Origin of the sequence: Alsobacter metallidurans, from assembly GCF_014636935.1 — a bacterium.
Lineage (GTDB): Bacteria > Pseudomonadota > Alphaproteobacteria > Rhizobiales > Beijerinckiaceae > Alsobacter > Alsobacter metallidurans.
In genome coordinates this window covers 1,391,958-1,416,904 of record NZ_BMES01000002.1, presented here as the reverse complement: position 1 = coordinate 1,416,904, position 24,947 = coordinate 1,391,958, and the positions used below count along the sequence as shown (strand labels likewise).

The following is a 24,947-nucleotide window of genomic DNA, read 5'->3' as shown; positions in this document are numbered from 1 at the left end:
CCATGAGCCTCACCTCAGCCCTCGGCAACTCCCTCAGCGGCCTGCGTGCGACGCAGGCCCAGATGGAAGTGATTTCCGGCAACGTCTCCAATGCGGGGACGCAGGGCTATTCCCGTCGCAGCGCCGTCACGGTCGAGACCGTGAACGGCAGCGGCACGGGGGGCGTGCGCATCGAGGGTATCATCCGGCTGCTCGATTCCGTGCTCCAGAAGGAGCTGCGCACCGAGACCAGCGGTTCGGGATACACGGCCGCCAAGGCCAGCTACGCCAGCCAGCTCAGCAACGTGTTCGGGCAACCGGGTTCGAGCTCGGCGCTGACCAGCATGATGGGCTCGTTCACCAACGCCCTGCAGGCGCTGCAGTCCGACCCGTCCAACGCCTCGGCCCGCACGGCGGCGCTGAACGCCGCCGGCAGCCTCGCGCGTGGCATCAACACGGCGTCCCGGAACATCCAGGACCTGCGCGCCAACGCCGAAAGCGCAATCGGGGCCGACGTGACGCGGGTCAACGCGCTGCTGAAGGGCATCGCGGCGTCGGACGCCCGCGTGGCGGCCACGCAGGGCAAGGACGCCGGTCTGCTCGACCAGCGCGACGCGCAGATCAACGAACTCGCCACGCTGATCGACGTGAAGGTCACGGACGGACCGTTCGGCACGGTGTCGCTGGCCACGGGCGCGGGGCTCCGGCTCTACGACACCGGGTCGCCGGCGCAGTTCAGCTTCGACCAGCGGCCGATGAGCGCGACGGCGCTCTACGACATCGATCCCGCCAAGCGCGCGGTCGGCACGATCACGATGACGGACCAGTCCGGCCGCACCGTGGACGTGCTCGGCCAGGGCCTGATCCGCTCGGGCGAGATCGCCGCCCTGGTGGAGATGCGCGACAAGTCGCTCGTCGACGCGCAGGCGCAGCTCGACACCCTCGCGGCGTCGCTGGCCAGCGCGGCCTCGACGCGCCAGCAGGCGGGCGTCGCGGTCGGGACCAGCGGTTTCGAGGTGGACACGGCCGGGTTGAAGCCCGGCAATGCGATCACGATCAGCGCCACCGTGGGGGGCGTCGCCCGGACGATCTCGATCGTGTCGCTGACCAGCGGGACGCTGCCGGCCAACGCCACGCCGGATCCGAACGACCTCGAGATCGGCGCCTCCTTCACGTCGGGCCCGGCGGGCGCCCTCGCGTCGGTGCAGAGCCAGCTCGACGCGGCTTTCGGCGCTGGCAAATTCACGGTCAGCAACACGGGCTCGACGCTGCGCATCGTCGACGACGGCGCGGCGGGAACGACCGACGTCACCGGCATGAGCGCCGGGATCACCGCGACGGCGTCGTCGGGAACGCCCGGCAGCGCGGCGCTGCCGCTGTTCGTGGACGCGGCCGGCGGCAATGTCGCGTATACGGGCTCGCTGGATGGGGGCGTGTCGCAGCGCGCCGGCTTCGCCAGCCGCATCGGCCTCAATTCATCGTTGAGCGCCAGCGACCTGGTGGTTTATTCCCCAACCACGCCGGCCGGCGACGACACGCGCCCGAAAGCGCTGCTGGATGCCCTGACCAAGGCCGCCACTCCGTTCACGGCGGTGGGCGGCGTGGGCACGACGGCGTCGCCCTACACCGGGACGGTGTCGGACTACCTTAACCGCATCGTCGACGTGCAGGGCTCCAACGCCGAGTCGGCCAAGCGGCTCGACGAGGGCCAGCAGGTCGTGCAGGCCTCCATCGAGAGCCGCTTCTCGGAAACCAGCGGCGTCAGCGTCGACCAGGAACTCGCCAACCTGGTGCAGATCCAGAACGCCTATTCGGCCAACGCCCGCATCATGAGCGCCGTCAAGGAGATGATGGATCTCCTGATGCGGATGTGAGGAAGGACAACCCGATGTCGATCACGCCAAGCGGCTATGGAGCCTTCTCGCTGGACACGGTCCGGAACCGCCAGAGCACGTCCCGCATCCTGGACATGAAGGCGAGCTTCACGGACCTTCAGCGCCAGCTCAGCACCGGCAAGCTCTCCGACACCTATGAGGGGCTCGGCGCCGGCCGCGCCAAGAGCCTCGACGTGCGCCAGACGCTCACCGCGTTGAGCGGTTATGCGCAAACGATCCAGGACGCCACCGCGCGAACAGGCGTCGCCGACCTGGCGCTCACCCGCATGGAAAAAATCGGCTCGGACCTCTCCAAGTCGCTCGTGCTCTCCGCCTATGAGCTCGATTCCAATGGCCAGACGCTGCAGCAGAAGGCGGCCAAGTCCAACCTTCAGGAGACGATCGACCTCCTGAACCAGGATTACGCCGGCCGATCGCTGTTCGCCGGCCGCGCGGCCGACAAGAAGGCCGTGACGGTGGACGCCGACACGATGATCGCGGGCATCAAGGCCGCCATCGCGGCGCGCAAGACAAACGACGGCGGCACGGCCGCCAACCCGGGCAGGCTGACAATCGCAACGGCCGGCTCCGTCGTGACCGTGACGGCCCCCGCGCCGGCAGTCGCCCCGGCGCCCACCTACGGGCTGCAGCTTTCGGCGCCCAAGAGCTTCGATTTCTCGGCGACGACGCCCACGGACGGCCAGAGTTTCTCGATGGACGTCCTGATGCCGGATGGGGCGACCTCAACGGTGAGGGTCGTGGCGCGCAGCGTCGTGCCGTCTCCCGATGCGGGGGCCGGCGAAATCTCGTTCCTCATCGGCGGCAGCGGCGCCGTGACGGCGGGCGCCTTCAACACGGCCATGACGTCGGCGGTCACCGCCCTCACGACGTCGGCCGACTTCTCGGCGGCCTCCTCGGTCGCGGGCGCCAAGGACTATTTTGCCGACACGGCGAACTGGTACGGCGGCGACACCAGCGCGACTCCCCGCGCCAGCGCAACCGCGCGGGTGGACGAGGACCAGACCGTCGGGCTCGGCATGGAGGCGTCGGAGCCGGCGTTCCAGAACCTGCTGGCGCAGCTCGGCGTCTTCGCGGCCGAGAGCTTTTCCACCACCGTGGCGACCGACGGCGACCGCTACGCAGCCCTGAAGACCCGGGTCTCGGACCAGATCCGCAACCCGGTTGTGCCGGCCAGCCCGATCGCCGGCAAGGCCTACACGATTCAGAGCGCGCACACCGACCTGGCGCTCGGGCAGGTCGCCGTGAAGGAGGCGAAGCAGCGCAACACTGACACGCAGGCGCAGCTGGAAAACGCGCTATCGAGCGTCGAGGATGTCACGACCGAGTCGGTGGCCGCGCAGCTCCTGGCCGTGCAGAACCAGCTGCAGGCGAGCTACCAGACCACCTCGATGCTGTCGAAGCTGTCGCTGGTCAACTACCTGTAGGGCAGGAAGCCGGCGTCGTCTGGCTTCGGCGTGTGATGACCGGGAGAGGCCGCCGGGCGGGCAGCCGGAACGCGAACGGGCCGCTCAGGCGGCCTGGGGGCGGGCGCGCAGGCCGGCGGCGATTTCGCGGTTGATGTTCACCAGCGGCGAGATTTTCTCCGGAGCGGGCGCGATCATCACGTCCAGGCTGCGGTTGAACACAAAGAACGCCAGGCTGGCGACGTTCTGCTTCAGCGCCATCGGCAGCGGGCTGGTTTCCTCGGTGGCCGACGAGGCCAGGATGGTCCAGAGCTTGCGGTTATACGTGACGGCGGAATCGACATCCTGCTTGCGACCTTCCCAGTCGTCGAGCAGGGCCTGGAGGCGGCTGGCCGCCTTCAGAAGGAGCGTGGCTTCGAGATCGCGCGGGGGCAGGGCGGCTGTTTGCGTTTTCGCGTATGCGTTAGCCGCGTACTGCATGGGATAGCAACTCCGCCTCGTAGTCGATCAGCTTCTTCGAAGCCTTCAAGGCTTTGTAGATATCACCACTTAAGATTAGGTTATTGATTTCTGCAACTAATGGTAAAGCGCTGGGCGCGGCGCTCAGGAAGTCGCGCACGAGCTGGAAATAAGCATCGTGATAGCGCGCCGTGTCCTGGTCCAGGTACATGAGCTGCACGGCCAGGTAGATCTTCTTGGCTGGCGTGTCGGCGGTTTCGGCCGTGAGGATGTCCTTCTCGCGCAAGATCGGCGCATGCCCCTCGATAAAGAAGCGGATGCGCGCGTCGGCGTTGCGCAGCACGACGTTGCCGATAATGATCCGCTCGTTTGGCTTGAGTTCGACCTTGAGCGCCATGTCGTCCCTCCTGGACCGGAAACCTGATTGATCGGGGCTGGCCCCGGCCGCCCGGCGATCAGCCGAACAGCCTTAGCACGCCCTGGTCGGCCTGGTTGGAGAGCGACAGCGCCGTCTGGCTGAGCTGCTGGCGGGTCTGCAAGGCCAGCAGGTTCGCGGCTTCGGCGTTCTGGTCCGCGTTGACGAGGTAGTCGGCGCCGGTCTGCAGCGTCGTCATCATGTTGCGGGTGAATTCCTGCCGGGTCTGCGCGACCGCCAGGTTGGAGCCGAGGTTGGAGGCCGTGGAGCGCAGCGAGGCCAGCGCGGTGGTCAACGCGTCCGAAGCCTGGGTGAGGTCCACGTCGTTCTGGATGTTGAAGCTGGTCGCCGACGTGGTGGTGCTGGCCTGCAGGATGCCCAGGTTGGCGGCCGTCATGGTCGTGCCCTGGACGTCCAGCTTGTTCTGGTTGGCGCCGGTCTTCTCGTTGAAGATGATCGAGAGCTTGTCGCCGTCGAGCAGGTTGGTGCCGTTGTATCCGGCGTCCTTGGCGAGCTGGTCGATCTGCGTGCGCAGGTCGTTGAACTGCTGAATCAGGTTGGAGCGGATGGCCGAGGAGCCGCCCGCCGAGGCCACGCCCGTGGTGGCGTCCGCCGCCAGGAAGCCGAGCGCCACGTTGGAGCCGCCGGCCTGCGCGGAGGTCAGCGCCGCGGCGTTGCTCGCGCCCTGGCCGACGCCGATCTGCAGCGTGTTGGAGCCCGAGCCCGTGACCACGAGCTTGCCGTTGTCGTCCACGCTCGCGGTGGCGATGCCGGACTTGTTGATCTCGGCTACGAGGTCACGCACCGTCGACGTCTGCGTCAGCGCGTAGGACGTGTAGGTCGTGCTGCCGGAGGTGAGCGTCAGCGCCACGGAGGCGCCCGCGCCGATGCCGACCGCGCCCGCCGTCGAGGAGGTCGCCGCCACGGCCGCGGCGCCGCCCAGCACCTTGTTCAGCGTCACGTCCTTGAGGCTCGATCCCGTTGCGGTGACTTCCGCCGCCGTCGAGAGAGCCGTGCCGGACTTGGTGGGCCTGTTCGCCAGCGCGTCGGCCTGCGCCTGCTTGATGGTGGATTGCGCGGTCTGGATCAGCTTGGTGATCGAGTCGATGCCCTTGGATGCGGCCTGGATGGTCTGCACCGAGTTGGACATGCCGTCGAGCAGGCTCGAGAGCTGGTTGGCTCGATCGTTGAGCCCAAGGTTCGTGAAGTAGTTCACTGCGTTGTCGACCGCAGAATTGACCTTCCGGCCCGTGGCCAGCCTTTGCTGGACGACGGTCGACTGCCCCGCGACGTCTTGCAAGGCGAGAAGGTTGTTGCGAACTCCTTGAGACAGGACGGTATTGGTGGCCATGGGCGTCGATCCGTTTCATTCTGACGGAGCGGGTTGCACCCCGCCGATCGACGCAATCATTGGTTGTTAACCCTAACCAAAGGTTAACCGAACTCGAAAAAAACAACCAAGAGGCGCAAATGGATGACCCCGCTCGCCAAAAAAGGGAAGGCGGGGGAGCGCCCCCGCCTTCCGGCTACCTGTTGTGCGGCGCCGCGATCAGAACAGGCGCAGCACTCCCTGGGCAGCCTGGTTGGACAGCGACAGCGCCGTCTGTCCGAGCTGCTGGCGCGTCTGCAGCGCGAGGAGCGTGGCGGCTTCCTGGTTCTGGTCGGCGTTGACGAGGTTGTCCGCGCCGGTCTGCAGGTTGGTGATCAGCGACCTGCTGAAATCCTGCCGGGCCTGCACGATAGAGAGGCTCGACCCCAGGCTCGACGAGGTGGACTTCAGCGAGGACAGCGCCGAGGTCAGCGAATCCGCCACCGTGCTCAGGTCGGTGTCGTTCTGGACGTTGAAGGTCGTGGCGCTCGTGGTGGTGCCGGCCGTCAGGACGCCGAGGTTCGACGACGTGATGGTCTGGCCCTGCACGTCGAGCTTGTTCTGGTCCGATCCGGTTTTCTCGTTGAAGACCACGGACAGCTTGTTGCCGTTGAGCAGGTTGGTGCCGTTGAAGCCGGCGTCCTCGGCGAGATTGTCAATCTGTGAGCGCAGGTCGTTGAACTGCTGGATGAGGTTGGCGCGTACGGCGGAATTGCCGCCCGACGCCGCGATGCCGGTGGTGTAGTCGGTTGTCGCGAGGCCGAAGGCGGTGTTGCCCGTGCCGGACTGCGCTGCCGTGAGAGCCGCCGCGTTGGTGGCGCCCTGGCCGTAGCCGATCTGCACCGTGTTTGAGCCGGTGCCGTTCACGACAAGCTGGCCGCTGTCGTTGATGGACGCTGTCGCGATGCCTGATTTGTTGATCTCGTTGACGAAGTCGCGAACCGTCGAGGTCGTGCTGCTGAGCGCGTTGGACGTGAAGGTGGTTGTGCCCGACACGATGGTGAGCGCGGTGGCGACGCCCGCGCCGGCGCCGAGGTTACCGACCACGGAGGCCGTCGCGGTGACGGCGGCGGCGCCGCCGATGAGCTTGTCGAGCGTGGTGTCCTTGAGGCTCTTGCCGGTCAGCGCAGATTCCGCCGCGGTCGTCAGCGCCGTGCCGGTCTTGGTGGGCCGGTTGGCGGTGGCTTCGGCCTGCATCTGCTTGACGGTGGACTGGGCGGACTTGATCAACGTCGTGATGTTGTCGATGCCCTTGGAGGCCGCGTTGATGGTCTGCACGGCGTTGGACATGCCGTCCAGCAAACTTGTGAACTGGTCGGCGCGCGAGTTCAGCGAGATGCTGGTGAAGTAGTTGACGGCGTTGTCGACGGCCGAGTTCACCTTGCGGCCGGTAGCCAGGCGCTGCTGGGAGACCTGCGCGTCGCCCGAAATGGACTGGAGAGCATTGAGGGCGTTGCGAACGCCGGACGTGATGGCTGTGGGCATGGTGTCACCTTTCTGGTCAGAAACGGCATTCTGCCGACCCGGTTGTTTCGCCAGGCAGTGACACGCTAGAGCTGCGATTATGAAGCGCTGCTTAAAATCTTGATTGAAATCATTTTTTTGGCCACCCGAAGTTGCAGGGGCCGCCCTTTATGCTGAACGAAACCTTAAGCGATTCCACGTCTTAGCGGACTGTGCTTCGCGTTTCGATTCAGCGCCTTACACCGCCGCGCGAAGGGTTTTGCCCAAACGCAAAAAAGGCGGGGCTTTTGGCCCCGCCTCTTTGTCGAAGATCCGTTCTGGATCAGAACAGGCGCAGGATGCCCTGGTCCGCCTGGTTGGAGAGCGACAGCGAGGTCTGCGAGAGCTGCTGGCGGGTCTGCAACGCGAGGAGGGTGGCGGCTTCCTGGTTCTGGTCAGCGTTGACCAGGCTGTCGGCGCCGACGCTCAGGGTGTCGATCATGGACTTGGTGAAGTCCTGACGGGTCTGAACGATCGAGAGGCTGGAGCCCAGGGTCGAGGCGAACGACCGGATCGAGCTGAGAGCGTTCGTCAGCGCCTGGCCGGCGTTGGCGAGCTCGGCGTCGTCCTGGAAGTTGGTCGAGCCGGCCGTGCCGGATCCGCCGTTCGCCGCCGTGCCAATGCCCAGGTTGGCCGCCGTGATGGTCTGACCCTGCACGTCGAGCTTGTTCTGGTTGGAGCCGGTCTTCTCGTTGAACACGATCGACAGCTTGTTGCCGTCGAGCAGGTTCGAGCCGTTGAAGCCCGAGTCCTTGGACAGGTTGTCGATCTGCGTCCGCAGGTCGTTGAACTGCTGGATCAGGTTCGAACGCGTGGTGGAAGTCGCGGTCGAGGTAAACGCCGTGGTGGTGTAGTCAGTCGCCGCGAAGCCCGTGCCGGACGGTCCGTTCAGCTTGGTGTTGGACGCGCCGTCCGTGGACGCCGCCGTGCCGACGCTGAACTTCAGGGCGCTGGAGCCCGAGCCCGTGATCGTGAACTTGCCGTTATCGTCGATCGAAGCGGTCGCGATGCCGGAGTTGTTGATGTTGTTCACGAAGTCGCGCACCGTCATGGTGCTGTTCGTGGTGAACTTGTAGGTGGAGTTGCCCGCCGTGATCACGACGTCGCTGCCAGCCGCCACGCCGACGACGCCGGCCGTGGACGCAGTCGCGGTCGCGGTGGTGCCTTCGAGCACCTTGTCGAGGGTGGTGTCCTTGACGCTCTTGCCCGTGAGAGCGGCTTCAGCCGTGCTCGAGAGGCCGACCGAACCGGCCTTGGTGGGACGGTTCGCGAGAGCGTCCGCCTGGGCCTGCTTGATCGTGGACTGCGCGGACTGGACCAGCTTGGTGATGCTGTCGAGGCCCTTGGAGGCGGCCTGGATGGTCTGAACCGCGTTGCTCATGCCGTCCAGCAGGCCCGAGAGCTGGCTGGAGCGGTCGTTCAGGCCGGCGGCCGTGAAGTAGTTGACGGCGTTGTCGACGGCGGAGTTGACCTTGCGGCCGGTCGCCAGACGGTTCTGCGTCGCCTGAGCCTGCGACTGAACGGACTGGAGGGAAGCGAGGGCGTTACGCACGCCAGCGGAAATGGCTACGGCCATGGGAGGTCACCTTTCTGGTATGAACCGGCGTTCTGCCGGGCCGCGATACTCGCGACAGGGGACAACCTAGGCGTGCAGGTCTGAAGGACTGCTTACTCGGAATGGTTGTGTTTGTGGTTGTGCGGGTTGTGGAGGCGGGTAGGGGGGCTGATTGGCCGGCGTGGTGAAGAAAGCGTGAAGACGTGGTAAGCCGCCGGCAGAGGCGCGCGGCGGCTTTCGGGTCGGGCTTCTCGCGCAACAACCTGGGCGGCGCCTGCCGTTGCGAGGCGCGAGAGAGTTCAGGCCGGCGAGCCGCGCAGGCCTGCCGCGATGTTGCGGTTGATGTCGATCAGCGGCTGCACGGCTTCGGGGGTGGGCTTCATCACGAGGTCCAGCGTCCGGTTGAACACGAAGATCGCGAGGCGCCCCATATTGGCCTTGAGGTCGCGCGGGAGCGGATTGTCGGCCTCGGTCGCGCCCGCCGCCAGGATGCTCCACAGCTTCCGGTTCTTGGCCAGCGCCTCGTCCAGCAGCCGGGGCTGGGTCTCGAGCGCCATGACGCCGCGCTGCAGGTCGGCGGCGCATTCGATCAGAACGGCGGCTTCCAGCTCCCGGCCGGACAGGCCGGCCTTGCTCGCCTGGCCATAGGCATGCGCGTGCTTGGCGTAGCTCATCGGCGTCGGTAGCTCCTTCTGGATGTTCTGAACCCTTCGGGGTTCGTCGTTCATCAAAGCTGATCGTGGTTAAAATTACGTAAGCGCGTAGATTTGATGATCTTTTTGTGACGCAGAAAACAGAAACGGCAGGCGCGAGGCCTGCCGTTTGTCTTCGTGATTGTGGCCGGTATCAGCGCAGAAGCTGGATAAGTCCGGATTCGTTCTGCTTGGTCAGCGACATGTTGTTGGTGGCGAACGCCTGCTTGGTTTGCATGGAGGCCAGGTTTGCGGCTTCCACCGTCGCGTCGGCCGCTATCAGCAGGTCCGAGTTGCCGTTCAGATCGTTCATCATGTCCTTGTTGAAGCTCGAACGGTTGTTCAGCATGGCGCTCTGGTTGGCCAAGGATTTCTGCTCTCGGGTGACCGTCTGGATCGCCTTGTCGAGCTTGTTCATGGCGTTCTGGAGTTCCACGTCAGTGGCGAAATTGCCCGTGGCGTCCGTGGAGGCCTGCGTCGCGACGTTGAAGTTGAACCCCAGCGTGGCGACGTCCAGCATGGAGCCCAGCTTAAGCGTCTGCTTGTTGGAGCCGTCCGCGTTCAGGTTGACCACGTTGCCGGCCGCGGTGTTCAGAAGGTTGACCTGTCCAGGCACATAGGCGTCGGAAACGAGCGCCGACATCTGGTTCAGCATGGTCCGATAACCGTCGGCGACCGCCTTGCGGGTGTCGAGCGAGGCCTGGTTCACTGTTGCGGCGGTCGGCGAATAGGTGATGCTCCGGCCTTGCGCCAGGTCAGACACCACGGGCGGCGCAGCCAAAGCGGCAGCGGCCGTCGGCATGCCGAAAATCGCGCCGATATCGGCGACGTTGTTCGACGCGGCGACATCGCCGGTGTTCAACTTGTTGGTGACCTGGGTGATGTTCAGGCTGCTGGCCGGATCCTTCAGCGTCAGGCTCAGGTTCGCAGCCGTGGCGCCAAGCGTCGGGACGGTGATTTGCGTGTCGCCGAAAGCCGCCTTTACGGCGTCCATCAACGACTTGGCGTCGTTGAATTGGATGCCTGTAGTGGCCGTGAGGCCGTTTCCAGTCGTCGCGGGCGTGGTGGCGGCCTGGAAGAATCGTGTCTGGCTAACGCCGGCGCTGTTCGTGATCGTCATCGAGACCACGTCGCCGTTCTGGAATTTGTTGGCGTTCATGTTGTTGGCGGCGACGTCCAACATGCTGTCTGTGGCCGCGAACGCCACCTTGCCGGTGATCGCTACAGCCGCGGCCGCGGTGCCCGACGCCACCGATTTGGCGTCCTTCATGGCGGTCAGCTGGGCGTTCATGTTCTTCAGCATCGTGGTCATGGCGCCGTCGGCCTGCTTCACGTTGCTCATCGCCAGCGCGATGTTCTTGTTCACGCCGTCGATCGACGACGCCCGGTTCGTGAAATTCTGCGCCTTGAAGTAGGTCGCCGGATCGTCGAGCGCGGTGTTGACCTTGCGGCCGGTGTTCAACCGGTTCTGGGTCATGGTCATGTCATCGTTCAGGGAGGTCACGGCGAGCAGGTTTGCACGCATCTGGCCGGAAATCGGGGTCGCCATCGGGATATTCCTTTATCAAGCGCGGCGTCTCGACGAGAGCCGGATCGGAACTTGCTAAGGATAATGCCGAAGTAACCTAAAAAAATATGTAAACTCGCTTAAGTTGCAATAATTATACTTTTCAACTCAGGATGTTTGCGTCTGGCAACTGGCCTCAACAGCGAAAAGGGCGGGATCGCTCCCGCCCTGTTCTTCGGCTTCAAAAAATCTCAGCGCATCAGCTGCAGCAGGCTCTGCTCTGACTGCTTGGTGATGCTCAACCCGTTCATCACGAAGCTCTGGCGGGTCTGCGCGGCGCCGACCTTGGCGGCTTCCTCGCTGATGTCGGCGGCCGTCAGGCTGTCCGCGCCATCCTTCAATGCGCTCAGCAGCGTTTTGTTGAAGTCCATGCGGGAGCTGATAACCGAGTTCTGGTAGCCGAGTGACAGGGCCGAGGTGTTCACCTTGGACAGCGCCGTGGTCATCAGCGTGATGGTGGCGTCGAGTTCGGCGTTGCCGGCGACGTCATCCGTGAAATCGGTATCGGCGTCCGTCGAGACGCCCGTGGCGGCCGTGTAGTTGAAGCCCAGCGTGGTGGCGTCCACGGCTCCGCTCAGTTTGACGTCCTGCGTGCTCGAGCCGTCGTCGTTCATCTTCAGCGTGAGCTTGTTGCCCTTCAGAAGGTTGCCCTGGCCAAGCACGTCGGCGTCGTTCACGTAACCGTTGATCTGGCCCAGCATGGTGCGGAACGCATCCGCCACCGCCTTGCGCTCGTCATTGCTGCCCGTCTTGGCGTTCTGCATCGAGCTGAGCTGGGCGCTCATGATCTTCTTGATGTTGGCCAGGCCTTCCACGCCGGCCGCGATCGTCTTGAGGCCCAGAGCCATGGTGGCCGTGTTCGTGTCCAGGTTTGCGGCGCGGTCCGTCATGTTCTTCGCCTGGAAGTACACGGCGGCGTTGTCGGCGGCGGTGTTGATCTTCTTGCCGGTCGCGAGGCGAGTCTGCGAGGTGCTCATGTCGTCGTTGATGCTCGTGAGGGCGACGAGAGAGGCGCGCATGCTGTCGGAGAGCGAGATGGCCATGACTGTATTTCCTTCTGGATGAACCTGCCAACCGTCCTGGTTGTTGATACAAGTAATGTCATGGCGCTTGATAACAACAATCAAACAAACATCGTTGATACGTGTTACCGATAATGAAACTGTAATTGGATACTGAGCCATTAATTCAGAAATACTAAAGGTATATGCTTTGTTTATTCATTGGTGGGTAATGTTGATGACTCATGAACGAAAAAGGCCGCCTGGGAGGGCGGCCTTTGGGGCGTGTCTGGCTCTGGGGCGGGTCGTCAGGCCGTTGTCCCGGCCGAGGGTTTGCTTTCGCCGGCCTGGGAGCTTGCCCGCACATAGGCGCGCAGTTTCAGAAGAGACTCGTCGGGGATCTGCTCCACGGTCATGCCCGAGCGGGTGTCCACAGCCTTGTAGACGACCTGGCGTGTTTCCTGGTCCACCGTGAGGTTGCGCTTGATGGCGTCCTGCGCGGCGGCTTCGGCCTCCTGCAGGCGGGCGGCCGTGCGGGACACGTCGAGGCGGGCGGGGGGCGCTTCGGTGGCCGCCACCACCGTGGAGGCGGGGGGCAATTCTGTACGCACGGCGTCAGGCGTCGGTAACGGCTCCGCACGGACGGGCGTTCCGACGCTGGCGACCGGCCGGGGGGTCTGGCCGATGTCCATGTCGAAATCCTCTCGACGTGATCGGCCCGGTTCTAGGCCGCACGCAGCCACCATAGCGTGCAAAGCTGAATCCAAAGTATCGTAAGATGGTAAAAATCGCGCATGACGAGTTGCGCGGACGCATATGCACGCCGGTTTAGCGGCGATCGATGGCAAGATGCTTAACGGCGTCACTTCGTGAGCTTGCCCGTCGGGGCTCGCCATTACTGCCGGGCTCGTCCCTGCCACGCCGGAGTTCCAGCACGCGTGAAACGTGCGGGCAAGCCGGGGATGACGGTTGGGGGATGGCGGAGAGGCCCGGCCAGGCCGGGCGCGGGCCGTCCGCGAACCTGCTCGGCTTCAGAGCGAGCGGGACACCAGGAGCGGCGTCGCGACCGGGCGGTTGGGTTTGGCAGCCGCACCTGCGGCGCCGTAGGTGGTGAGCGTGCGCGGGGCCGCGACCTGCTGGGCGAGGGTTCGGACGATGGATTCCGACACAGAGCGCGTGGTTGCGATCACCGCCATGTTGATCTGCACGGCGTCCGAGAGGCTGCGCTGGACGGCCTTCAATTTCGGCACGGCCGCCGGGGCCCAGCGGGCGAGCGCCACCGCGTTGGCGCGCAGCGCCTCCAGGGCGTGGACATAATGCCGGGACGCGTCGGTCTTGGCCTGCGTCAGCGTCGTCGCCTCGCGCAGGCGCGAGTGCTTCAGCAGCGCGGTTTCCTCGCCGATGATGCGCTCCAGCGTCTGCATCACGTCGATCATCTGGCCGGCGAAGCGCTCGGCGTCGGCCGCCGAAGCGATGCGCGTCGCGTTGGATTCAAAAGCCATGGCGGGCGCCATCCTGGTTGGCGGCGGCCGCCGCGGAAGCCGTTGCGGCGGCCGCGGCCGCCTTGTTGGCCGCAAGCGCGTGGCGGGCCGCGCCGCCGGCCGCGCCGCCGCGCTCCTGCATGCGGATGAGCTCGCGATACACGCTGTCGGCGATGCCGACGCCGCCGCGCTTGGAAACCGTCTTGGCGTATTCCTGCGTGAGCATGCCGCGATAGATCTCCGCGCCCGCGCCCTGGCCGCCGAGCGGGCCTTCGCCCTGCAGGCCGGAGAACATCTGCCCGAAGGCGTTTTCCAGGAACATCGCCTCGAAGTCCTGGGCGGTCTTGTTCATCTTGGGGTCGCGATCCTTGTCGGCGACCTTTCCGGCGACCGCCGCATACGCGGAGGCTCCGATGGCGGCGGGCGCGAGCGCGGTCATTCCCATCACATCACCTCGATGTCGGCCTGGAGGGCCCCGGACGCCTTGATGGCCTGCAGGATCGCGATCAGATCGCGCGGGCCGATGCCGAGCGCGTTCAACCCGTCCACGAGCTCGCGCAGCGTGACGCCTTCCTTCACGAGCGCGAGCTTGTTGCCCTCGCCGGTGGTGACCGACACGCCCGTGCGGGGAACCACGACGGTCTGGCCCTGCGAGAGCGGCGCGGGCTGGCTCACGGCCGGCTGCTCGGTCACCGTCACGGTGAGGTTGCCCTGCGCCACCGCCACCGTGGAGACGCGCACGTCCTTGCCCATCACGATGATGCCGGAGCGCTCGTCGATCACCACGCGGGCGCCCTGGTCGGGGTCGACGCGCAACTGCTCGATCTCGGTAATCAGCTGCACCATGTTGCCGCGGTAGTTCGGCGGCGGCTGGATGGTGACCGTGGAGGGATCGACGGGCTCGGCCGTGTCCGCGCCCATGAAGTCGTTGATGGCCGCCGCCATGCGGCGCGCGGTGGTGAAGTCCGGGTTGCGCAGGGCGAGGCGGATGGTCTTCTGAGCCTTCAGCGCGTATTCGATCTCGCGCTCGATCAGCGCGCCGCCGGCCACGCGGCCCACCGTGGGCACGCCGCGGGTGATCTTGGCGGCGTCGCCTTCGGCCGAGAAGCCCGAGATCGCCACCGAGCCCTGCGCCACCGCGTAGACCTCGCCGTCCGCGCCCAGCAGCGGCGTCGCCAGCAGGGTGCCGCCCTGCAGGCTCTTGGCGTCGCCCAGCGACGACACCGTGATGTCGATGCGGGTGCCCTGTGCGCTGAAGGGCGGCAGGTTCGCGGTCACGATCACGGCCGCCATGTTGGCGGTTCGCATGTTGGCGCCGCGGATGTTCACGCCGAGCCGCTCCAGCATGGCGGTGCCGGACTGCTTGGTGAAGGGCGAGTTGTTGAGCGTGTCGCCGGTGCCGTTCAGGCCCACCACGATGCCGTAGCCGACCAGCTGGTTCTGGCGCACGCCCTCGATGGAGGCGATGTCCTTGATGCGGGACGAGGCCGCCTGCGCGGCCGGAACGACCGAGAGGTTGGCCGCGAGCGCGGCGGCGAGGCAGAGGAGGCGAGTGGCGATGCGGACCATGGCGCATGCTTCGCCAGAAGCGTGCCAGCGGCAGGCGGGGCGCAAAGCGTTGAAAATGCGAGTGAACGCCGAAACCGCCCGGCAGCGCCCGGCCGTTACGGTCTGGTGGCGCCGGGCGCATGCGGCAGCTCTTGCCGGGCTTTTAACACGGCCTTAACCATGACGCTCGACCATGACGTCGTCGAATGGAGTTCGCGCATGCGCATCGATGGGAAGTCGCCGATCGGCGCCCAGGTCCCCGCCGCCCCGCGCCGGACCGCGGGCGGCGCCTTCTCGCTTGGCGAGGCGCCGGCGGCGCGCTCCGCGCAGGGGCCCTCGCAGGCGTCCAATCTCGGCGGCATCGAAGCCCTGCTGGTGCTGCAGGCCGAGCACGACCCGCTCGCCCGCAAGCGCAAGGTCGCCAAGCGCGGCCGCGACATGCTGGCCTCGCTGGACCGCCTCAAGGCCGGGCTGCTCAACGGCCGCATCGGCACGGGCGAGCTCCTCGGCCTGAAACAGCAACTCGCCGAACGCCGCGACGCGACGGACGATCCTGGCCTGGACGACGTGCTGGCGCAGATCGAGCTGCGGGCCGAGGTGGAGCTGGCCAAGCTGGCGCGGCGGAGCTGAGGGGCGGTCGCAAGGCGCGCGCGTTCCCTCTCCCCTTGGGAGAGGGGCAGGGGTGAGGGCGCCTGCCACCAGACTGCGCCCACCGTTATTCCGCTCACGTCCCCGAGACCCTCACCCCTGCCCCTCTCCCGCAAGCGGGAGAGGGATCGAGCCCTTCGCCGCCATTGCGAGCGCAGCGAAGCAATCCAGGGGGTGGGAGTGGCCTCGGCGCCCCGCGTAACGCCCGCCGCCAGCTGGATTGCTTCGCTGTCGCTCGCAATGACGGGAGGGCGGCATGGACGCTCGGTGGAAACGCCCGGCCCCGAACGCGGCCCTCGCGATGAAAACACCGCCCTAGGTTGACGCAACCTCCTGATTCAGCCCATCTGCGGCAGCCCGCCGGGGGCGCCTGAGCGGGCGTAGGCGTGGCGCGGGCCGGGCATGCTGTTCAACTCCTTTCCCTTCCTTCTCGGCTTCCTGCCGCTCGCGCTGGCGATCTACGCGCTGGCGGTACGGTTCGCGCCGGGCGCGCGGCTGCCCGTGCTGCTGGCGCTTTCGGTCGTATTCTACGGCTATTGGGACTGGCGCTTCGTGCCGCTGCTGGTGCTGTCGGTGCTGGTCAACTGGCTGGTGGCGCAATTCTACGAACGCCGGCGGGAGGCCTGGCTGATCGTCGGCGCCATCGCGCTGAACCTGCTCGTGCTCGGCGTCTTCAAATATGCCGGCTTCTTCGCCGCCATCGCCAACCACCTGCCGGGGCTGCGCGTCCCAAAGCTCGACCTCGCCCTGCCGCTCGGCATCAGCTTCTTCAGCTTTCACCACATCATGTACCTGACGGACCTGAAGGCCGGGCGCGCGCCGCGCTTCGATCTGGTCCGCTACGGCCTCTACATCGCGTTCTTCCCGCAGGTGCTCGCCGGGCCGCTGGTGCGGTGGAGCGAGGTGATGCACCAGTTCGACCGCAAGCCGTTCGGACCCGGCTGGGAGGAAAGCTTCGCGCGCGGGCTGGCGCTGCTGGTGCTGGGCCTCGCCAAGAAGGTGTTTCTGGGCGATCCGCTGGCCGAATACGCCGAGCCGGTGTTCCGGGCCGCGGCGGCCGGGAGCCCGCTCACGGTGCTGGAAGCCTGGCAGGGCGTGCTGGCCTTCACGTTCCAGATCTATTTCGACTTCTCGGGCTACACCGACATGGCGCTCGGGCTGGCGCTGATGATCGGGATCACGCTGCCGCAGAACTTCGACGTTCCCTACCGGGCGACGTCGCTGCAGGATTTCTGGCGGCGCTGGCACATGACGTTGTCGCGCTTTCTGCGCGACTATCTCTACATCCCGTTCGGCGGCAACCGGCATGGGCTTTCCCGGCAGGTGCTGGCGCTCGTCGCCACCATGGGGCTCGGCGGCCTGTGGCACGGCGCCGGCTTCACCTTTGTGGCGTGGGGGTTGGCGCACGGCCTGGGACAGGCGGCCGCGCTGCTGTGGCGGCGCGCCGGGTTGCGCATGCCTGCCGTGCTGGGCTGGGCGCTGACCTTCGCGTTCGTGGCGCTGACCTGGGTGCTGTTCCGGGCCGAGAGTTTCGAGGCCGCCCGGCGGATCTTCGCGGCGCTGTTCGGCCTTGCGCCCGTGGGCTCCGGCTTCAAGTGGCGCGCAATCGCGCTCGCGGCCGCTTTCGCGATGGTGGGGCCGACCGCCTGGACGTTGGCGCAGCGCATGCAGCCGCGCCGCTGGGTCGCGATCGGGCTGGCGCTGCTGTTCGTCGCCGTGCTGCTGAAGATCGGCGACGACGCCAATTACGAGTTCATCTATTTCCAGTTTTGACCCGCGGCGGGACGGCCGAGAGACTCCTCCGGCTTGACGGCTGTCAACCTGGGGCCAAATTCCGGCCAAACCGACGATTTGTTGGATTTCCGCCGATCAAATTACTGCGAATAGTCAGCTTTTCGAGACGTTTTCAGGCTTTCTTCGAGATTGCCCGGGATTTGCATGGCGGATATATAGGCGGCGCACCCGCGGGGGAGGCCGCGACGAAAGTCGGACAGGCTGCGGAAGCTGAAAGGGTACGATGGCTACCATGACTTTGGAGGCCGCTTATCGGCCGACCGATGACGAGCCCTTCATGAACGACCGGCAGAAGGAGTACTTTCGCCGCAAGCTGAACGCCTGGAAGGACGAGATTCTGCGCGAAAGCCGGGAGACACTGGCGGCGCTGCAGAACGAGAGCGAGAATCACCCGGACCTCGCCGACCGCGCCTCGTCCGAGACGGATCGCGCCATCGAGCTCCGTGCGCGCGACCGGCAGCGCAAGCTGATCGCCAAGATCGACGCCGCGCTGTCGCGCATCGAGGACGGCTCCTACGGCTATTGCGAGGAGACCGGCGAGCCGATCTCGCTTAAGCGCCTGGAGGCGCGGCCGATCGCGACGCTGTCGATCGAGGCGCAGGAGCGCCACGAGCGCAACGAGCGGGTCTACCGCGACGACTGATCCTCCGTTCCGCGGGTTGGGATTTCGAAACGGCGCCCCCGACCGAGGGGCGCCGTTTCGCGTTGTGCGCCCCGCGGGAGGCGGGGAGCGGGTGGAACGGCGGCGTGACTTGGGGAGCGTGCCGCCGCTCCGGGAGGGTGTGGGCGAGCCTCAGAACGGCAGCAGGATGTCCATCACCTGCTGGCCGTAGCGCGGCTGCTGGACATCCGTGATCTGGCCGCGGCCGCCATACGCGATGCGGGCCTGCGCGATCTTGTTGGAGTCGATGGTGTTGTCGCTGTCGATGTCCTCCGGCCGGATCACGCCGGCGACGATCAGCTCGCGCACCTCGAAATTGACGCGGATCTCCTGTTTGCCCTCGATCACGAGGTTGCCGTTCGGCAGCAGCTGCGTGACCACCGCGGCCACGTTGGTGACGAGCTCCTCGGAGCGCTTCACCGAGCCCTGGCCGGCGCTGGAGGAGGTGGAGCTCGCGTCCACCAGCGACTTCGGGTCGGTCTTCTCGTCGAAAACCTTGCCGAGGTTGTTCTCGGCGCCGAACAGGTTGGGCAGGGCCAGGTTGTCGGCGTTGGAGCGCGAGCGCTTGGTGGCGTTGTCGATGTTGGCCTTGTCGGTCACCTTCACCTTCACGGTGAGGATGTCGCCGATCTGGCGGGCGCGCTGGTCCTTGAAGAAGCCGCGCGCGCCCTGGCGCCACAGCGAGTTCGGCGCGTAGCTCACCGGCTCGGGCTTGGGCATCGGCATCTGGACGGGCTTGTAGCCGGCCTGCGCGGTGGGGTCCTCGATGGCCGAGAGGGTGGGGGCCTTGCCGACATTGGAGAGCCGGTCGACCGAGCCGCAGCCCGCGAGGGCGCTGGCGGCGAGCAGGGCCGCCAGGAGGCGGGACGAACGCGAAACAACGGTCATGGCGGAGCCTTGCGGGTTCATGTTCAACGGATGGCCGGGGCGGAGCCGGCGTCGGCCATGCGGCCGGGCATGGCCATGATGACCTTCACGACGCCCGCGCCGGTCACAACGGCCTGCAGGGTGCGCTTGGATTGCGGGTTCTGGACCAGGATGGAATCGCCCATGCCGCCGGCCTCCATGGCCTTGCCGCGCATGGCGAGCTGCACGCCGGGCGTCTCGTAGAGCACGGTCACGAAGCCGTTCTTGTCGACGATCTCCTGCTTGATCACGTCGGCGTCGCGCAGCGCCGCGCCCGCGCCGATGGGCGCCTTGGCGATGCGGCCGACCAGCGCGGCGGGGTCGACGAAGCCGCCCGTCGGGTAGTCCGCGCGCGGGCGGCGCTCCACCACGACGTCGGCGGCCGTCACGGCCTCGCCGCGCGCCACGGGACGCTGCAGGATCGGCACCGACACCATCTCGACCGTCTGGCCGATCACCCGCAGGGGCTTCAGCGTCAGCGAGCGGCTGCCCATCGCCGTGATCAGCGCGTCAACGCGACGCGAGCGCGGATCATAGGCGAGCTCGGCGATGCGCAGCGCGCCGGTCGCCTCGGGCTCGATGTGCAGCGCCTGCTCGCCGCCTTCCAGTCCGATCGTGACGTCGGGCCGATCGAGGCCGTAGCGCTCGGTCAGCGCCAGCGCGATCGCGCTCTCGATCTCGCTCTTGCCGACCCGGCGCGAGGCGCGGCTCACCACCACCTGGGCGAGGGAGCCGGCGTCCACCACGACGCCGGCAGCACGGGCCGCCTCGACGATGCGGCTCGCCTGGATGGTGCCGGCGCGGCCGAGCGCGGGCGCCCGGAACGCGGCCGTGACGCCAACGGGGCCCACATTCTCGATCAGGTCGCCGAGCGTGATCACCTCGCCGCTCACGGTCACGTCGCGGCGCAGCGCCGGGCGCATGGTGGCGGCTTGCGCCGTGGCGGCTTGCGCTACCTGCGCCGTTGCGGATTGCGCAAAGACGGGCGCGGCGGCGTCGAGGGTCGCCGCGAAGGCGAGGCCGGCGAGGCCGGCGGCGCGCAGAAGGGTCATGATCGCCATGGCTCAGCCCCTGAACATCTGGGTGGTGGACTGCAGCATCTGGTCCGTGGCGGTGATCACCTTGGCGTTCATCTCGTAGGCGCGCTGCGCCGCGATGAGCGAGGAGATTTCCGTCACGGCGTTGACGTTGGCTTCTTCCAGGTAGCCCTGCTGCAGGTTGCCGAAGCCCTCGCTGCCCGGGTTGCCGGAGGTGGCCGGCCCGGAGGCGGCGGTCTCGACGAACAGGTTGTCGCCGATGGATTCCAGGCCCGCCTTGTTGACGAAGCGCGCCAGCTGCAGCTGCCCCAGCAGCTGGGGCGCCGTCTGGCCCGGCAGGCTGGCCTGCACGCGGCCGTCGGCGCTGATCGTCACCGAAGTGGCGGTGCTCGGCACCGTGATGGCGGGCGACACCACGTAGCCGTCATGGGTCACGAGCTGGCCGGTCGGGTCGCGCTCCAGCGATCCGTCGCGGGTGTAGCCCGTGCGGCCGTCCGGCATGGTCACCTGCAGGAACCCTTCGCCGCGGATCGCGACGTCGTTCTCGTTCTCGGTGGTCGTGATTGTGCCCTGGCCCATTACGCGGGCGGTGGACACCGTCTTCACGCCCGAGCCGATGGCGACGCCCGAGGGCACCATGGTGTTCTGATCGGAGGTGGACGCGCCGGCGCGGCGCAGGTTCTCGTAAAGGAGATCCTGGAACTGGATCCGCTGGCGCTTGAAGCCGGTGGTTCGCAGGTTGGCGATGTTGTTGGAGATGACCTGGACGTTCAGCTCCTGGGCGGCCATTCCGGTCGCGGCGGTGTAAAGGGCGCGCATGGTTCAGGCTCCTCAGGACGGGATTGCGGCGAGTTTTTCAATCGCCGAGCGGCGCATGTCGTCGTTGCGCTGAAGCATCGCCGAGACGGTGGCGTAGGAGCGGTTGACCTCGATGAGGCGGCTCATCTCGATCACGGGCTTGACGTTGGAGCGCTCCAGCGCGCCCGATTCCAGCCGCACCGTCTTGTCGGCCGGCTGCAGCGCCGTAGTGGCCGAAAACACGTTGCCGCCCTCGTTGGTGAGCGAACGCGGATCCTTGACGCCAACCATCTTGATCTTGCCGCGCGCGCCGTCCTCGGCCGAAACCGTGCCGTCGGCTCCGATGGCGATGAATTTCTCGGTGCCCGTGAACGCGATGGGGCCGCTCTCGCCCAGCACCGGGTAGCCGTCGCTGGTCACCAGATTGCCCTGGGCGTTGATCTGCAGCGCGCCGTTGCGGGTGTAGCGCTCGCCCTTGGGCGTTTGCACGGCCAGCATGCCGTCGCCGTTCACGACGACGTCGAGCGGGTTGCCGGTGCGCTCCACGGGGCCGCCGGAAAGGTCGAGAACGGTTTCGCGGTCCTGCACATAGGACATGCGCTTGTCGGGACGCGGGAAGCTGTCGCCGCTCGCCTTCGGCATGAGGTATTCCTCGAACCGAAGCGAACGCGCCTTGAAGCCCGTCGTGCCGATGTTCGCCACGTTGTTGGCGATGACGTCCAGTTCGCGCGCCAGTGCCACCTGACGCGACAAGCCGATGAGAAGCGCGTTCTCCACCGGATGATCTCCCGTTGGGCGGCGACCTTCCGGTCCCCGCTGCGGCGGCCTTGCGACCTCCGCGCCCTTGTCCCGCGACCGCCGCGACGCTCCCCAGCGCCGACTGCCGCAAGGAGAAGGTTCGCAACCGGCGTGCCAACAGGCGCGTTGCGAAGAAAACTTATATAATGCAATGGGTTAGACGTGGTCGTCCTGTCGGGCGGACCGGCAAGGCCGGGCGCCTCGGCGCGATCGACCCGGCAGAAACTGCCGGTTTGGCCGGAGATTTAAACCTTCATTAACCGTGCCGAGGCGAAGGTCCGGGTTGCAGGCATCGCCGCGCGTGTGGGGGATCGTTCGACCATGGCCAAGAAGCCGAAAAAGGGGGCTGCGGAAGAACCCGCCGCGGCCCAGGCTCCGGCCGAAGCCAGCGAGATCGCGGTCGGTGGCGGCCGCAAGAAGCTGATCATCATCGTGGCGGCGGCGCTGCTGCTGGTGGGCGCCGGCGGTGGCGGCGGTTTCTGGTGGTGGAAGAAGAAGCAGGCCGCCGCGCAGGCGGAGGCCGGCGAGCATGGCGAAACCCAGGCCGCCGCGGTGGTCAAGAAGGCCGCCTTCGTCGACATGAAGGAGCTCATCGTCAATCTCGGCGGGCAGAACACCCAGCAGACCGGCGAGCGCCCGCGCTTTCTGAAGATGAAGATCGCGCTGGAAGTGTCCGACCCCAAGCTCGTCACCGAGGTGACGCCGCTGCTGCCGCGTATCGAAGATACCTTCCAGGTCTATACGCGCGAGCTGCGCCCGTCCGACCTCGAGGGCTCGGCCGGCGTGTACCGCCTGAAGGAAGAACTGCTGCGCCGCATCAACATCGCGATCTACCCGTCCAAGGTGGAAGCGATCCTGTTCAAAGAAATGCTGATCCAGTGAACGGCCGCGCGCATGGCTGACGAGGAGCTCACAGGCGGAGGCGACGCGGACGCGATTGCGGCCGAATGGACCGCCATGATCGAGGCGGCCGCAACCGCCAACGTGCCGGACACCGGCATCGATCGCCTCCTCAACCAGGACGAAATCGACAACCTCCTCGGCTTCAGCAGCGAGGACGCCAGCGCGAGCGCGCGGTCCGGCATCCGGGCCATCGTCGATTCGGCGATGGTGTCCTACGAGCGCCTGCCGATGCTCGAAATCGTCTTCGACCGCCTCGTGCGGTTGCTGACGACGAGCCTGCGCAACTTCTTCTCCGACAACGTCGAGGTCTCGCTCTCCGACATCACCTCGGTGCGCTTCGGCGACTATATCAACTCCATCCCGCTGCCGACCATCCTGGCCGTGTTCCGGGCCGAGGAGTGGGACAATTTCGGCCTGATCACGGTCGATTCCACGCTCGCCTATTCGGTGATCGACGTGCTGCTGGGCGGCCGGCGCGCCACCACGGCGGCGCGGCTGGACGGCCGGCCATACTCCACCATCGAGACCAGCCTCGTCCGGCGCATGCTGGACATCGTGCTCAGCGACACCGAGCACGCCTTCCGGCCGCTGTCGCCGGTGCATTTCAACATTGACCGCATCGAGACGAACCCGCGCTTCGCCTCCATCTCGCGCCCGGCCAACGCCGCCATCCTGATCGAGCTGCGCATCGACATGGAAGGCCGGGGCGGGGCGGTCGAGATCCTGCTGCCCTACGCCACCATCGAGCCCATCCGCGAGCTCCTGCTGCAGAGCTTCATGGGCGAGAAGTTCGGCCGCGACCCGATCTGGGAGGATCACCTCGCGACCGAGATCTGGCAGGCGCGAAGCGACGTGGAGGCGATCCTGTACGAAACCCAGTTGCCGCTGCGGCGCATGCTGGAGTTGCGCGTCGGCGACACGCTGATGTTCGACATGGGCCCGGAAGCGCCCGTGAAGCTGAAATGCGGCGACGTGTTCCTGACCGAAGGCCGCATGGGGCGGGTGGGCGAGAAAATCGCCATCCGGGTGATGAAGCCCCTGAAGAAATCCAAGACGACGTTCACCGCCTACGAGGCGAGCGCATCCGGCCCCAAGGACAAGTGATGATCGGCGTCCTCATCGAGCTTCTCGTGTGCGTGCTTTTGGCCGCGACGATCTCCTATTGCATCATGCTCGACCGGCGCCTGCGCAGCTTCAAGGCCGACGAGGGCGCCATGCGGCGCACCATCATGGACCTGATGCTCGCGACCGAAAACGCCGAGCGCGCCGTGGCGGGGCTGCGCTCGGTGGTGGACGAATGCGACAAGACCATCGCGGACCACCTGCGCGTGGCCGAGCAGCAATCGGCCGACCTCGCGGGTCAGATCCGCTCCGGGGACGACGTGATCGCCAGGATATCCCGCATCGTCGAAAGCGCCCGCAACGGTCTCGGCGCGGGCCTCGCCGAGCGCGACGCCGCCGTGAGGCAAGGATCGATCGCGGTTGCAGCCGCGCCTGCCGCGACGGCGGCGGCGAACAACCCCGTCGGGGCCGCCCAAAACCGGCTCGCCGCGACGCTCGCGGCCGCGGAAGCGTTCGCCGAGCGCGCGCACCGCCGCGTCAACGGGCAGGCCGCCTGATGGGCCCGTTCGTCTCCCTGGCGGCGCGCCGGCGGAACGGTTCCGATCTCAAGCTGAGGCTGTTGCCGGCTGTCGCCGGAGCCGCTGCGGCGTTGCTGTTGATCAAGATGATCGACGCTTCGACCCAGGTTCCGGGGCCGTCGCCGCTCGCCCAGGCAAGCAGCGCCGCGGTGGCGGGCGCTCGCAACGCGCTCAAGGACCCCGAGACGACCGGGTCCACGGCTCCGGCCAAGAAAAAGGACGAAAAAGCCGAGAAGACCGACAAGGCCGATCCTGCCGCCGCCCCGAAGGCCGGCGCCGTGGAGCTGGACCAGCCCGTTCCGATGTCCCCGGCCGAGAAGTCGCTGCTGCAGCGCCTCGGGGAACGTCGCGAGCAGCTGGACGACCGCCAGCGCGAGCTCGACACGCGCGAAAACCTGCTGAAGGCGGCCGACAAGAAGATCGAGGCGCGCATCAACGAACTCAAGGAGCTGGAAGGCAAAAGCGCGGCGTCCGAAGACGGGGCTCAGCCTGGCGCCGCTCCCGCCGATCCGGCCGCGCCCGCGAAGCCGCCGTCGGCTGCGGCCGGCCTGAAAAACCTCGTGACCATGTACGAGGCCATGAAGCCCAAGGACGCCGCCAAGGTGTTCGACCGGCTGGACCTGAAGGTGCTGGTGCCGGTGGTGAACGCCATGAACCCGCGCAAGATGTCCGAGGTGCTGGCCGCCATGTCGCCCGAGGCCGCCGAGAAGCTGACCGTGGAGCTCGCCCGCCCGAGCCTGCGGACCGCCGCGCCCATGCAACCCGGGCGCGATGCGGCGCTGCCGGCGGGCGAACTGCCGGCGATCGAACCGCGCCGGAACTGAGTTTTCGGCAAACCCGGCTTCAGGCTCAACCGTTAAGGGCGGGCGCGTTTTACACGTCGCGGTAATCGCCC

Annotated in this window: 25 protein-coding genes; 9 read left to right on the top strand and 16 right to left on the bottom strand. The window is 66.8% G+C overall.

The genetic code is table 11. The annotated features are described in order from the left end of the window. Positions 1–2 precede the first annotated feature (2 nt). Entirely contained in the window at positions 3–1,853 is a 1,851-nt protein-coding gene (gene flgK / locus IEV99_RS17090) for a flagellar hook-associated protein FlgK (RefSeq protein WP_188518939.1), read from the top strand. Between the two features lie 14 nt (positions 1,854–1,867). Next, positions 1,868–3,298, top strand: coding sequence for a flagellin N-terminal helical domain-containing protein (locus IEV99_RS17085; protein WP_188518938.1), 1,431 nt, complete (start codon positions 1,868–1,870; stop codon positions 3,296–3,298). Positions 3,299–3,382: 84 nt separating this feature from the next. On the opposite strand, the gene flaF (IEV99_RS17080) is transcribed toward IEV99_RS17085, so the two are convergent. The 12 genes from flaF (IEV99_RS17080) to IEV99_RS17025 all read right to left on the bottom strand — a co-directional run bounded on the left by flaF (IEV99_RS17080) (position 3,383) and on the right by IEV99_RS17025 (position 14,888). Next, on the bottom strand, positions 3,383–3,757 hold the full coding sequence (flaF, locus tag IEV99_RS17080) for a flagellar biosynthesis regulator FlaF (RefSeq protein ID WP_188518937.1): 375 nt from the start codon (positions 3,755–3,757) through the stop codon (positions 3,383–3,385). After that, on the bottom strand, positions 3,741–4,133 hold the full coding sequence (flbT, locus tag IEV99_RS17075; RefSeq protein ID WP_188518936.1) for a flagellar biosynthesis repressor FlbT: 393 nt from the start codon (positions 4,131–4,133) through the stop codon (positions 3,741–3,743). Before flbT ends, flaF (IEV99_RS17080) begins: the two co-directional genes overlap by 17 nt. A gap of 58 nt (positions 4,134–4,191) precedes the next feature. Then, positions 4,192–5,502 carry a flagellin N-terminal helical domain-containing protein gene (locus IEV99_RS17070; protein ID WP_188518935.1) on the bottom strand — a complete coding sequence of 437 codons (1,311 nt, stop codon included), beginning with the start codon at positions 5,500–5,502 and terminating at the stop codon, positions 4,192–4,194. Between the two features lie 198 nt (positions 5,503–5,700). Further along, entirely contained in the window at positions 5,701–7,005 is a 1,305-nt protein-coding gene (locus IEV99_RS17065; protein WP_188518934.1) for a flagellin N-terminal helical domain-containing protein, read from the bottom strand. 301 nt (positions 7,006–7,306) lie between these two features. Then, on the bottom strand, positions 7,307–8,599 hold the full coding sequence (locus IEV99_RS17060; protein ID WP_188518933.1) for a flagellin N-terminal helical domain-containing protein: 1,293 nt from the start codon (positions 8,597–8,599) through the stop codon (positions 7,307–7,309). A 278-nt stretch (positions 8,600–8,877) separates the two neighbouring features. Then, on the bottom strand, positions 8,878–9,306 hold the full coding sequence (gene flaF / locus IEV99_RS17055) for a flagellar biosynthesis regulator FlaF (protein WP_244643904.1): 429 nt from the start codon (positions 9,304–9,306) through the stop codon (positions 8,878–8,880). A gap of 118 nt (positions 9,307–9,424) precedes the next feature. After that, positions 9,425–10,819, bottom strand: coding sequence for a flagellin N-terminal helical domain-containing protein (locus IEV99_RS17050; RefSeq protein ID WP_188518932.1), 1,395 nt, complete (start codon positions 10,817–10,819; stop codon positions 9,425–9,427). Positions 10,820–11,028: 209 nt separating this feature from the next. Further along, positions 11,029–11,880 carry a flagellin N-terminal helical domain-containing protein gene (locus tag IEV99_RS17045; protein ID WP_188518931.1) on the bottom strand — a complete coding sequence of 284 codons (852 nt, stop codon included), beginning with the start codon at positions 11,878–11,880 and terminating at the stop codon, positions 11,029–11,031. Between the two features lie 266 nt (positions 11,881–12,146). Next, positions 12,147–12,530 (bottom strand): hypothetical protein, encoded by a 384-nt coding sequence (locus tag IEV99_RS17040; protein WP_188518930.1) that lies wholly within the window; start codon positions 12,528–12,530, stop codon positions 12,147–12,149. Positions 12,531–12,869: 339 nt separating this feature from the next. After that, the gene (locus IEV99_RS17035) at positions 12,870–13,340 is read right to left on the bottom strand and encodes a hypothetical protein (protein ID WP_188518929.1); all 471 of its coding nucleotides are present in this window, start codon (positions 13,338–13,340) and stop codon (positions 12,870–12,872) included. Continuing rightward, positions 13,330–13,764: a rod-binding protein gene (locus tag IEV99_RS17030; protein WP_188518928.1), complete on the bottom strand. Its 435-nt coding sequence runs from the start codon at positions 13,762–13,764 to the stop codon at positions 13,330–13,332. The genes IEV99_RS17035 and IEV99_RS17030 overlap by 11 nt, the downstream gene beginning before the upstream one ends. Beyond that, positions 13,764–14,888, bottom strand: a complete 1,125-nt coding sequence (locus IEV99_RS17025) for a flagellar basal body P-ring protein FlgI (RefSeq protein WP_188518927.1) — start codon at positions 14,886–14,888, stop codon at positions 13,764–13,766. The genes IEV99_RS17030 and IEV99_RS17025 overlap by 1 nt, the downstream gene beginning before the upstream one ends. Positions 14,889–15,086: 198 nt before the next feature. On the opposite strand from IEV99_RS17025, the gene IEV99_RS17020 reads away from it, so the two are divergent. The 3 genes from IEV99_RS17020 to dksA all read left to right on the top strand — a co-directional run bounded on the left by IEV99_RS17020 (position 15,087) and on the right by dksA (position 17,952). Further along, a complete protein-coding gene (locus tag IEV99_RS17020) occupies positions 15,087–15,497 on the top strand; it encodes a flagellar assembly protein FliX (RefSeq protein WP_188518926.1) in 411 nt (136 codons plus the stop codon). 420 nt (positions 15,498–15,917) lie between these two features. After that, positions 15,918–17,288 (top strand): MBOAT family O-acyltransferase, encoded by a 1,371-nt coding sequence (locus IEV99_RS17015; protein WP_188518925.1) that lies wholly within the window; start codon positions 15,918–15,920, stop codon positions 17,286–17,288. A 253-nt stretch (positions 17,289–17,541) separates the two neighbouring features. Further along, positions 17,542–17,952, top strand: coding sequence for an RNA polymerase-binding protein DksA (gene dksA / locus IEV99_RS17010; protein WP_371875812.1), 411 nt, complete (start codon positions 17,542–17,544; stop codon positions 17,950–17,952). A gap of 150 nt (positions 17,953–18,102) precedes the next feature. On the opposite strand, the gene flgH is transcribed toward dksA, so the two are convergent. The 4 genes from flgH to flgF are packed head-to-tail and all read right to left on the bottom strand — an operon-like array spanning position 18,103 to position 21,488. Further along, complete coding sequence (gene flgH / locus IEV99_RS17005) at positions 18,103–18,858, bottom strand: flagellar basal body L-ring protein FlgH (protein ID WP_188518923.1); 756 nt, start codon at positions 18,856–18,858, stop codon at positions 18,103–18,105. Between the two features lie 23 nt (positions 18,859–18,881). After that, complete coding sequence (gene flgA, locus IEV99_RS17000) at positions 18,882–19,937, bottom strand: flagellar basal body P-ring formation chaperone FlgA (protein WP_188518922.1); 1,056 nt, start codon at positions 19,935–19,937, stop codon at positions 18,882–18,884. A gap of 3 nt (positions 19,938–19,940) precedes the next feature. Next, on the bottom strand, positions 19,941–20,732 hold the full coding sequence (gene flgG / locus IEV99_RS16995; protein ID WP_188518921.1) for a flagellar basal-body rod protein FlgG: 792 nt from the start codon (positions 20,730–20,732) through the stop codon (positions 19,941–19,943). 12 nt (positions 20,733–20,744) lie between these two features. Beyond that, positions 20,745–21,488 carry a flagellar basal-body rod protein FlgF gene (flgF, locus tag IEV99_RS16990; RefSeq protein ID WP_188518920.1) on the bottom strand — a complete coding sequence of 248 codons (744 nt, stop codon included), beginning with the start codon at positions 21,486–21,488 and terminating at the stop codon, positions 20,745–20,747. A gap of 342 nt (positions 21,489–21,830) precedes the next feature. On the opposite strand from flgF, the gene IEV99_RS16985 reads away from it, so the two are divergent. Genes IEV99_RS16985 through IEV99_RS16975 form a run of 4 tightly spaced genes read left to right on the top strand, consistent with a single transcriptional unit; the run spans position 21,831 to position 24,876 of the window. Continuing rightward, entirely contained in the window at positions 21,831–22,391 is a 561-nt protein-coding gene (locus IEV99_RS16985; protein WP_188518919.1) for a flagellar basal body-associated FliL family protein, read from the top strand. 12 nt (positions 22,392–22,403) lie between these two features. Continuing rightward, on the top strand, positions 22,404–23,516 hold the full coding sequence (gene fliM / locus IEV99_RS16980; RefSeq protein ID WP_188518918.1) for a flagellar motor switch protein FliM: 1,113 nt from the start codon (positions 22,404–22,406) through the stop codon (positions 23,514–23,516). Then, the gene (locus tag IEV99_RS23780) at positions 23,516–24,031 is read left to right on the top strand and encodes a DUF6468 domain-containing protein (protein WP_244643903.1); all 516 of its coding nucleotides are present in this window, start codon (positions 23,516–23,518) and stop codon (positions 24,029–24,031) included. Before fliM ends, IEV99_RS23780 begins: the two co-directional genes overlap by 1 nt. Then, a complete protein-coding gene (locus IEV99_RS16975) occupies positions 24,031–24,876 on the top strand; it encodes a MotE family protein (RefSeq protein WP_244643902.1) in 846 nt (281 codons plus the stop codon). Before IEV99_RS23780 ends, IEV99_RS16975 begins: the two co-directional genes overlap by 1 nt. Positions 24,877–24,947: the final 71 nt, after the last annotated feature.

Bases quoted from the DNA above. Each gene is read 5' to 3' on its own strand.
- flgK (WP_188518939.1), top strand. From the start codon at position 3: ATGAGCCTCACCTCAGCCCTCGGCAACTCCCTCAGCGGCCTGCGTGCG.
- IEV99_RS17085 (WP_188518938.1), top strand. From the start codon at position 1,868: ATGTCGATCACGCCAAGCGGCTATGGAGCCTTCTCGCTGGACACGGTC.
- flaF (WP_188518937.1), bottom strand. From the start codon at position 3,757: ATGCAGTACGCGGCTAACGCATACGCGAAAACGCAAACAGCCGCCCTG.
- flbT (WP_188518936.1), bottom strand. From the start codon at position 4,133: ATGGCGCTCAAGGTCGAACTCAAGCCAAACGAGCGGATCATTATCGGC.
- IEV99_RS17070 (WP_188518935.1), bottom strand. From the start codon at position 5,502: ATGGCCACCAATACCGTCCTGTCTCAAGGAGTTCGCAACAACCTTCTC.
- IEV99_RS17065 (WP_188518934.1), bottom strand. From the start codon at position 7,005: ATGCCCACAGCCATCACGTCCGGCGTTCGCAACGCCCTCAATGCTCTC.
- IEV99_RS17060 (WP_188518933.1), bottom strand. From the start codon at position 8,599: ATGGCCGTAGCCATTTCCGCTGGCGTGCGTAACGCCCTCGCTTCCCTC.
- flaF (WP_244643904.1), bottom strand. From the start codon at position 9,306: ATGAACGACGAACCCCGAAGGGTTCAGAACATCCAGAAGGAGCTACCG.
- IEV99_RS17050 (WP_188518932.1), bottom strand. From the start codon at position 10,819: ATGGCGACCCCGATTTCCGGCCAGATGCGTGCAAACCTGCTCGCCGTG.
- IEV99_RS17045 (WP_188518931.1), bottom strand. From the start codon at position 11,880: ATGGCCATCTCGCTCTCCGACAGCATGCGCGCCTCTCTCGTCGCCCTC.
- IEV99_RS17040 (WP_188518930.1), bottom strand. From the start codon at position 12,530: ATGGACATCGGCCAGACCCCCCGGCCGGTCGCCAGCGTCGGAACGCCC.
- IEV99_RS17035 (WP_188518929.1), bottom strand. From the start codon at position 13,340: ATGGCTTTTGAATCCAACGCGACGCGCATCGCTTCGGCGGCCGACGCC.
- IEV99_RS17030 (WP_188518928.1), bottom strand. From the start codon at position 13,764: ATGGGAATGACCGCGCTCGCGCCCGCCGCCATCGGAGCCTCCGCGTAT.
- IEV99_RS17025 (WP_188518927.1), bottom strand. From the start codon at position 14,888: ATGGTCCGCATCGCCACTCGCCTCCTCTGCCTCGCCGCCGCGCTCGCG.
- IEV99_RS17020 (WP_188518926.1), top strand. From the start codon at position 15,087: ATGCGCATCGATGGGAAGTCGCCGATCGGCGCCCAGGTCCCCGCCGCC.
- IEV99_RS17015 (WP_188518925.1), top strand. From the start codon at position 15,918: ATGCTGTTCAACTCCTTTCCCTTCCTTCTCGGCTTCCTGCCGCTCGCG.
- dksA (WP_371875812.1), top strand. From the start codon at position 17,542: ATGACTTTGGAGGCCGCTTATCGGCCGACCGATGACGAGCCCTTCATG.
- flgH (WP_188518923.1), bottom strand. From the start codon at position 18,858: ATGACCGTTGTTTCGCGTTCGTCCCGCCTCCTGGCGGCCCTGCTCGCC.
- flgA (WP_188518922.1), bottom strand. From the start codon at position 19,937: ATGGCGATCATGACCCTTCTGCGCGCCGCCGGCCTCGCCGGCCTCGCC.
- flgG (WP_188518921.1), bottom strand. From the start codon at position 20,732: ATGCGCGCCCTTTACACCGCCGCGACCGGAATGGCCGCCCAGGAGCTG.
- IEV99_RS16985 (WP_188518919.1), top strand. From the start codon at position 21,831: ATGGCCAAGAAGCCGAAAAAGGGGGCTGCGGAAGAACCCGCCGCGGCC.
- fliM (WP_188518918.1), top strand. From the start codon at position 22,404: ATGGCTGACGAGGAGCTCACAGGCGGAGGCGACGCGGACGCGATTGCG.
- IEV99_RS23780 (WP_244643903.1), top strand. From the start codon at position 23,516: ATGATCGGCGTCCTCATCGAGCTTCTCGTGTGCGTGCTTTTGGCCGCG.
- IEV99_RS16975 (WP_244643902.1), top strand. From the start codon at position 24,031: ATGGGCCCGTTCGTCTCCCTGGCGGCGCGCCGGCGGAACGGTTCCGAT.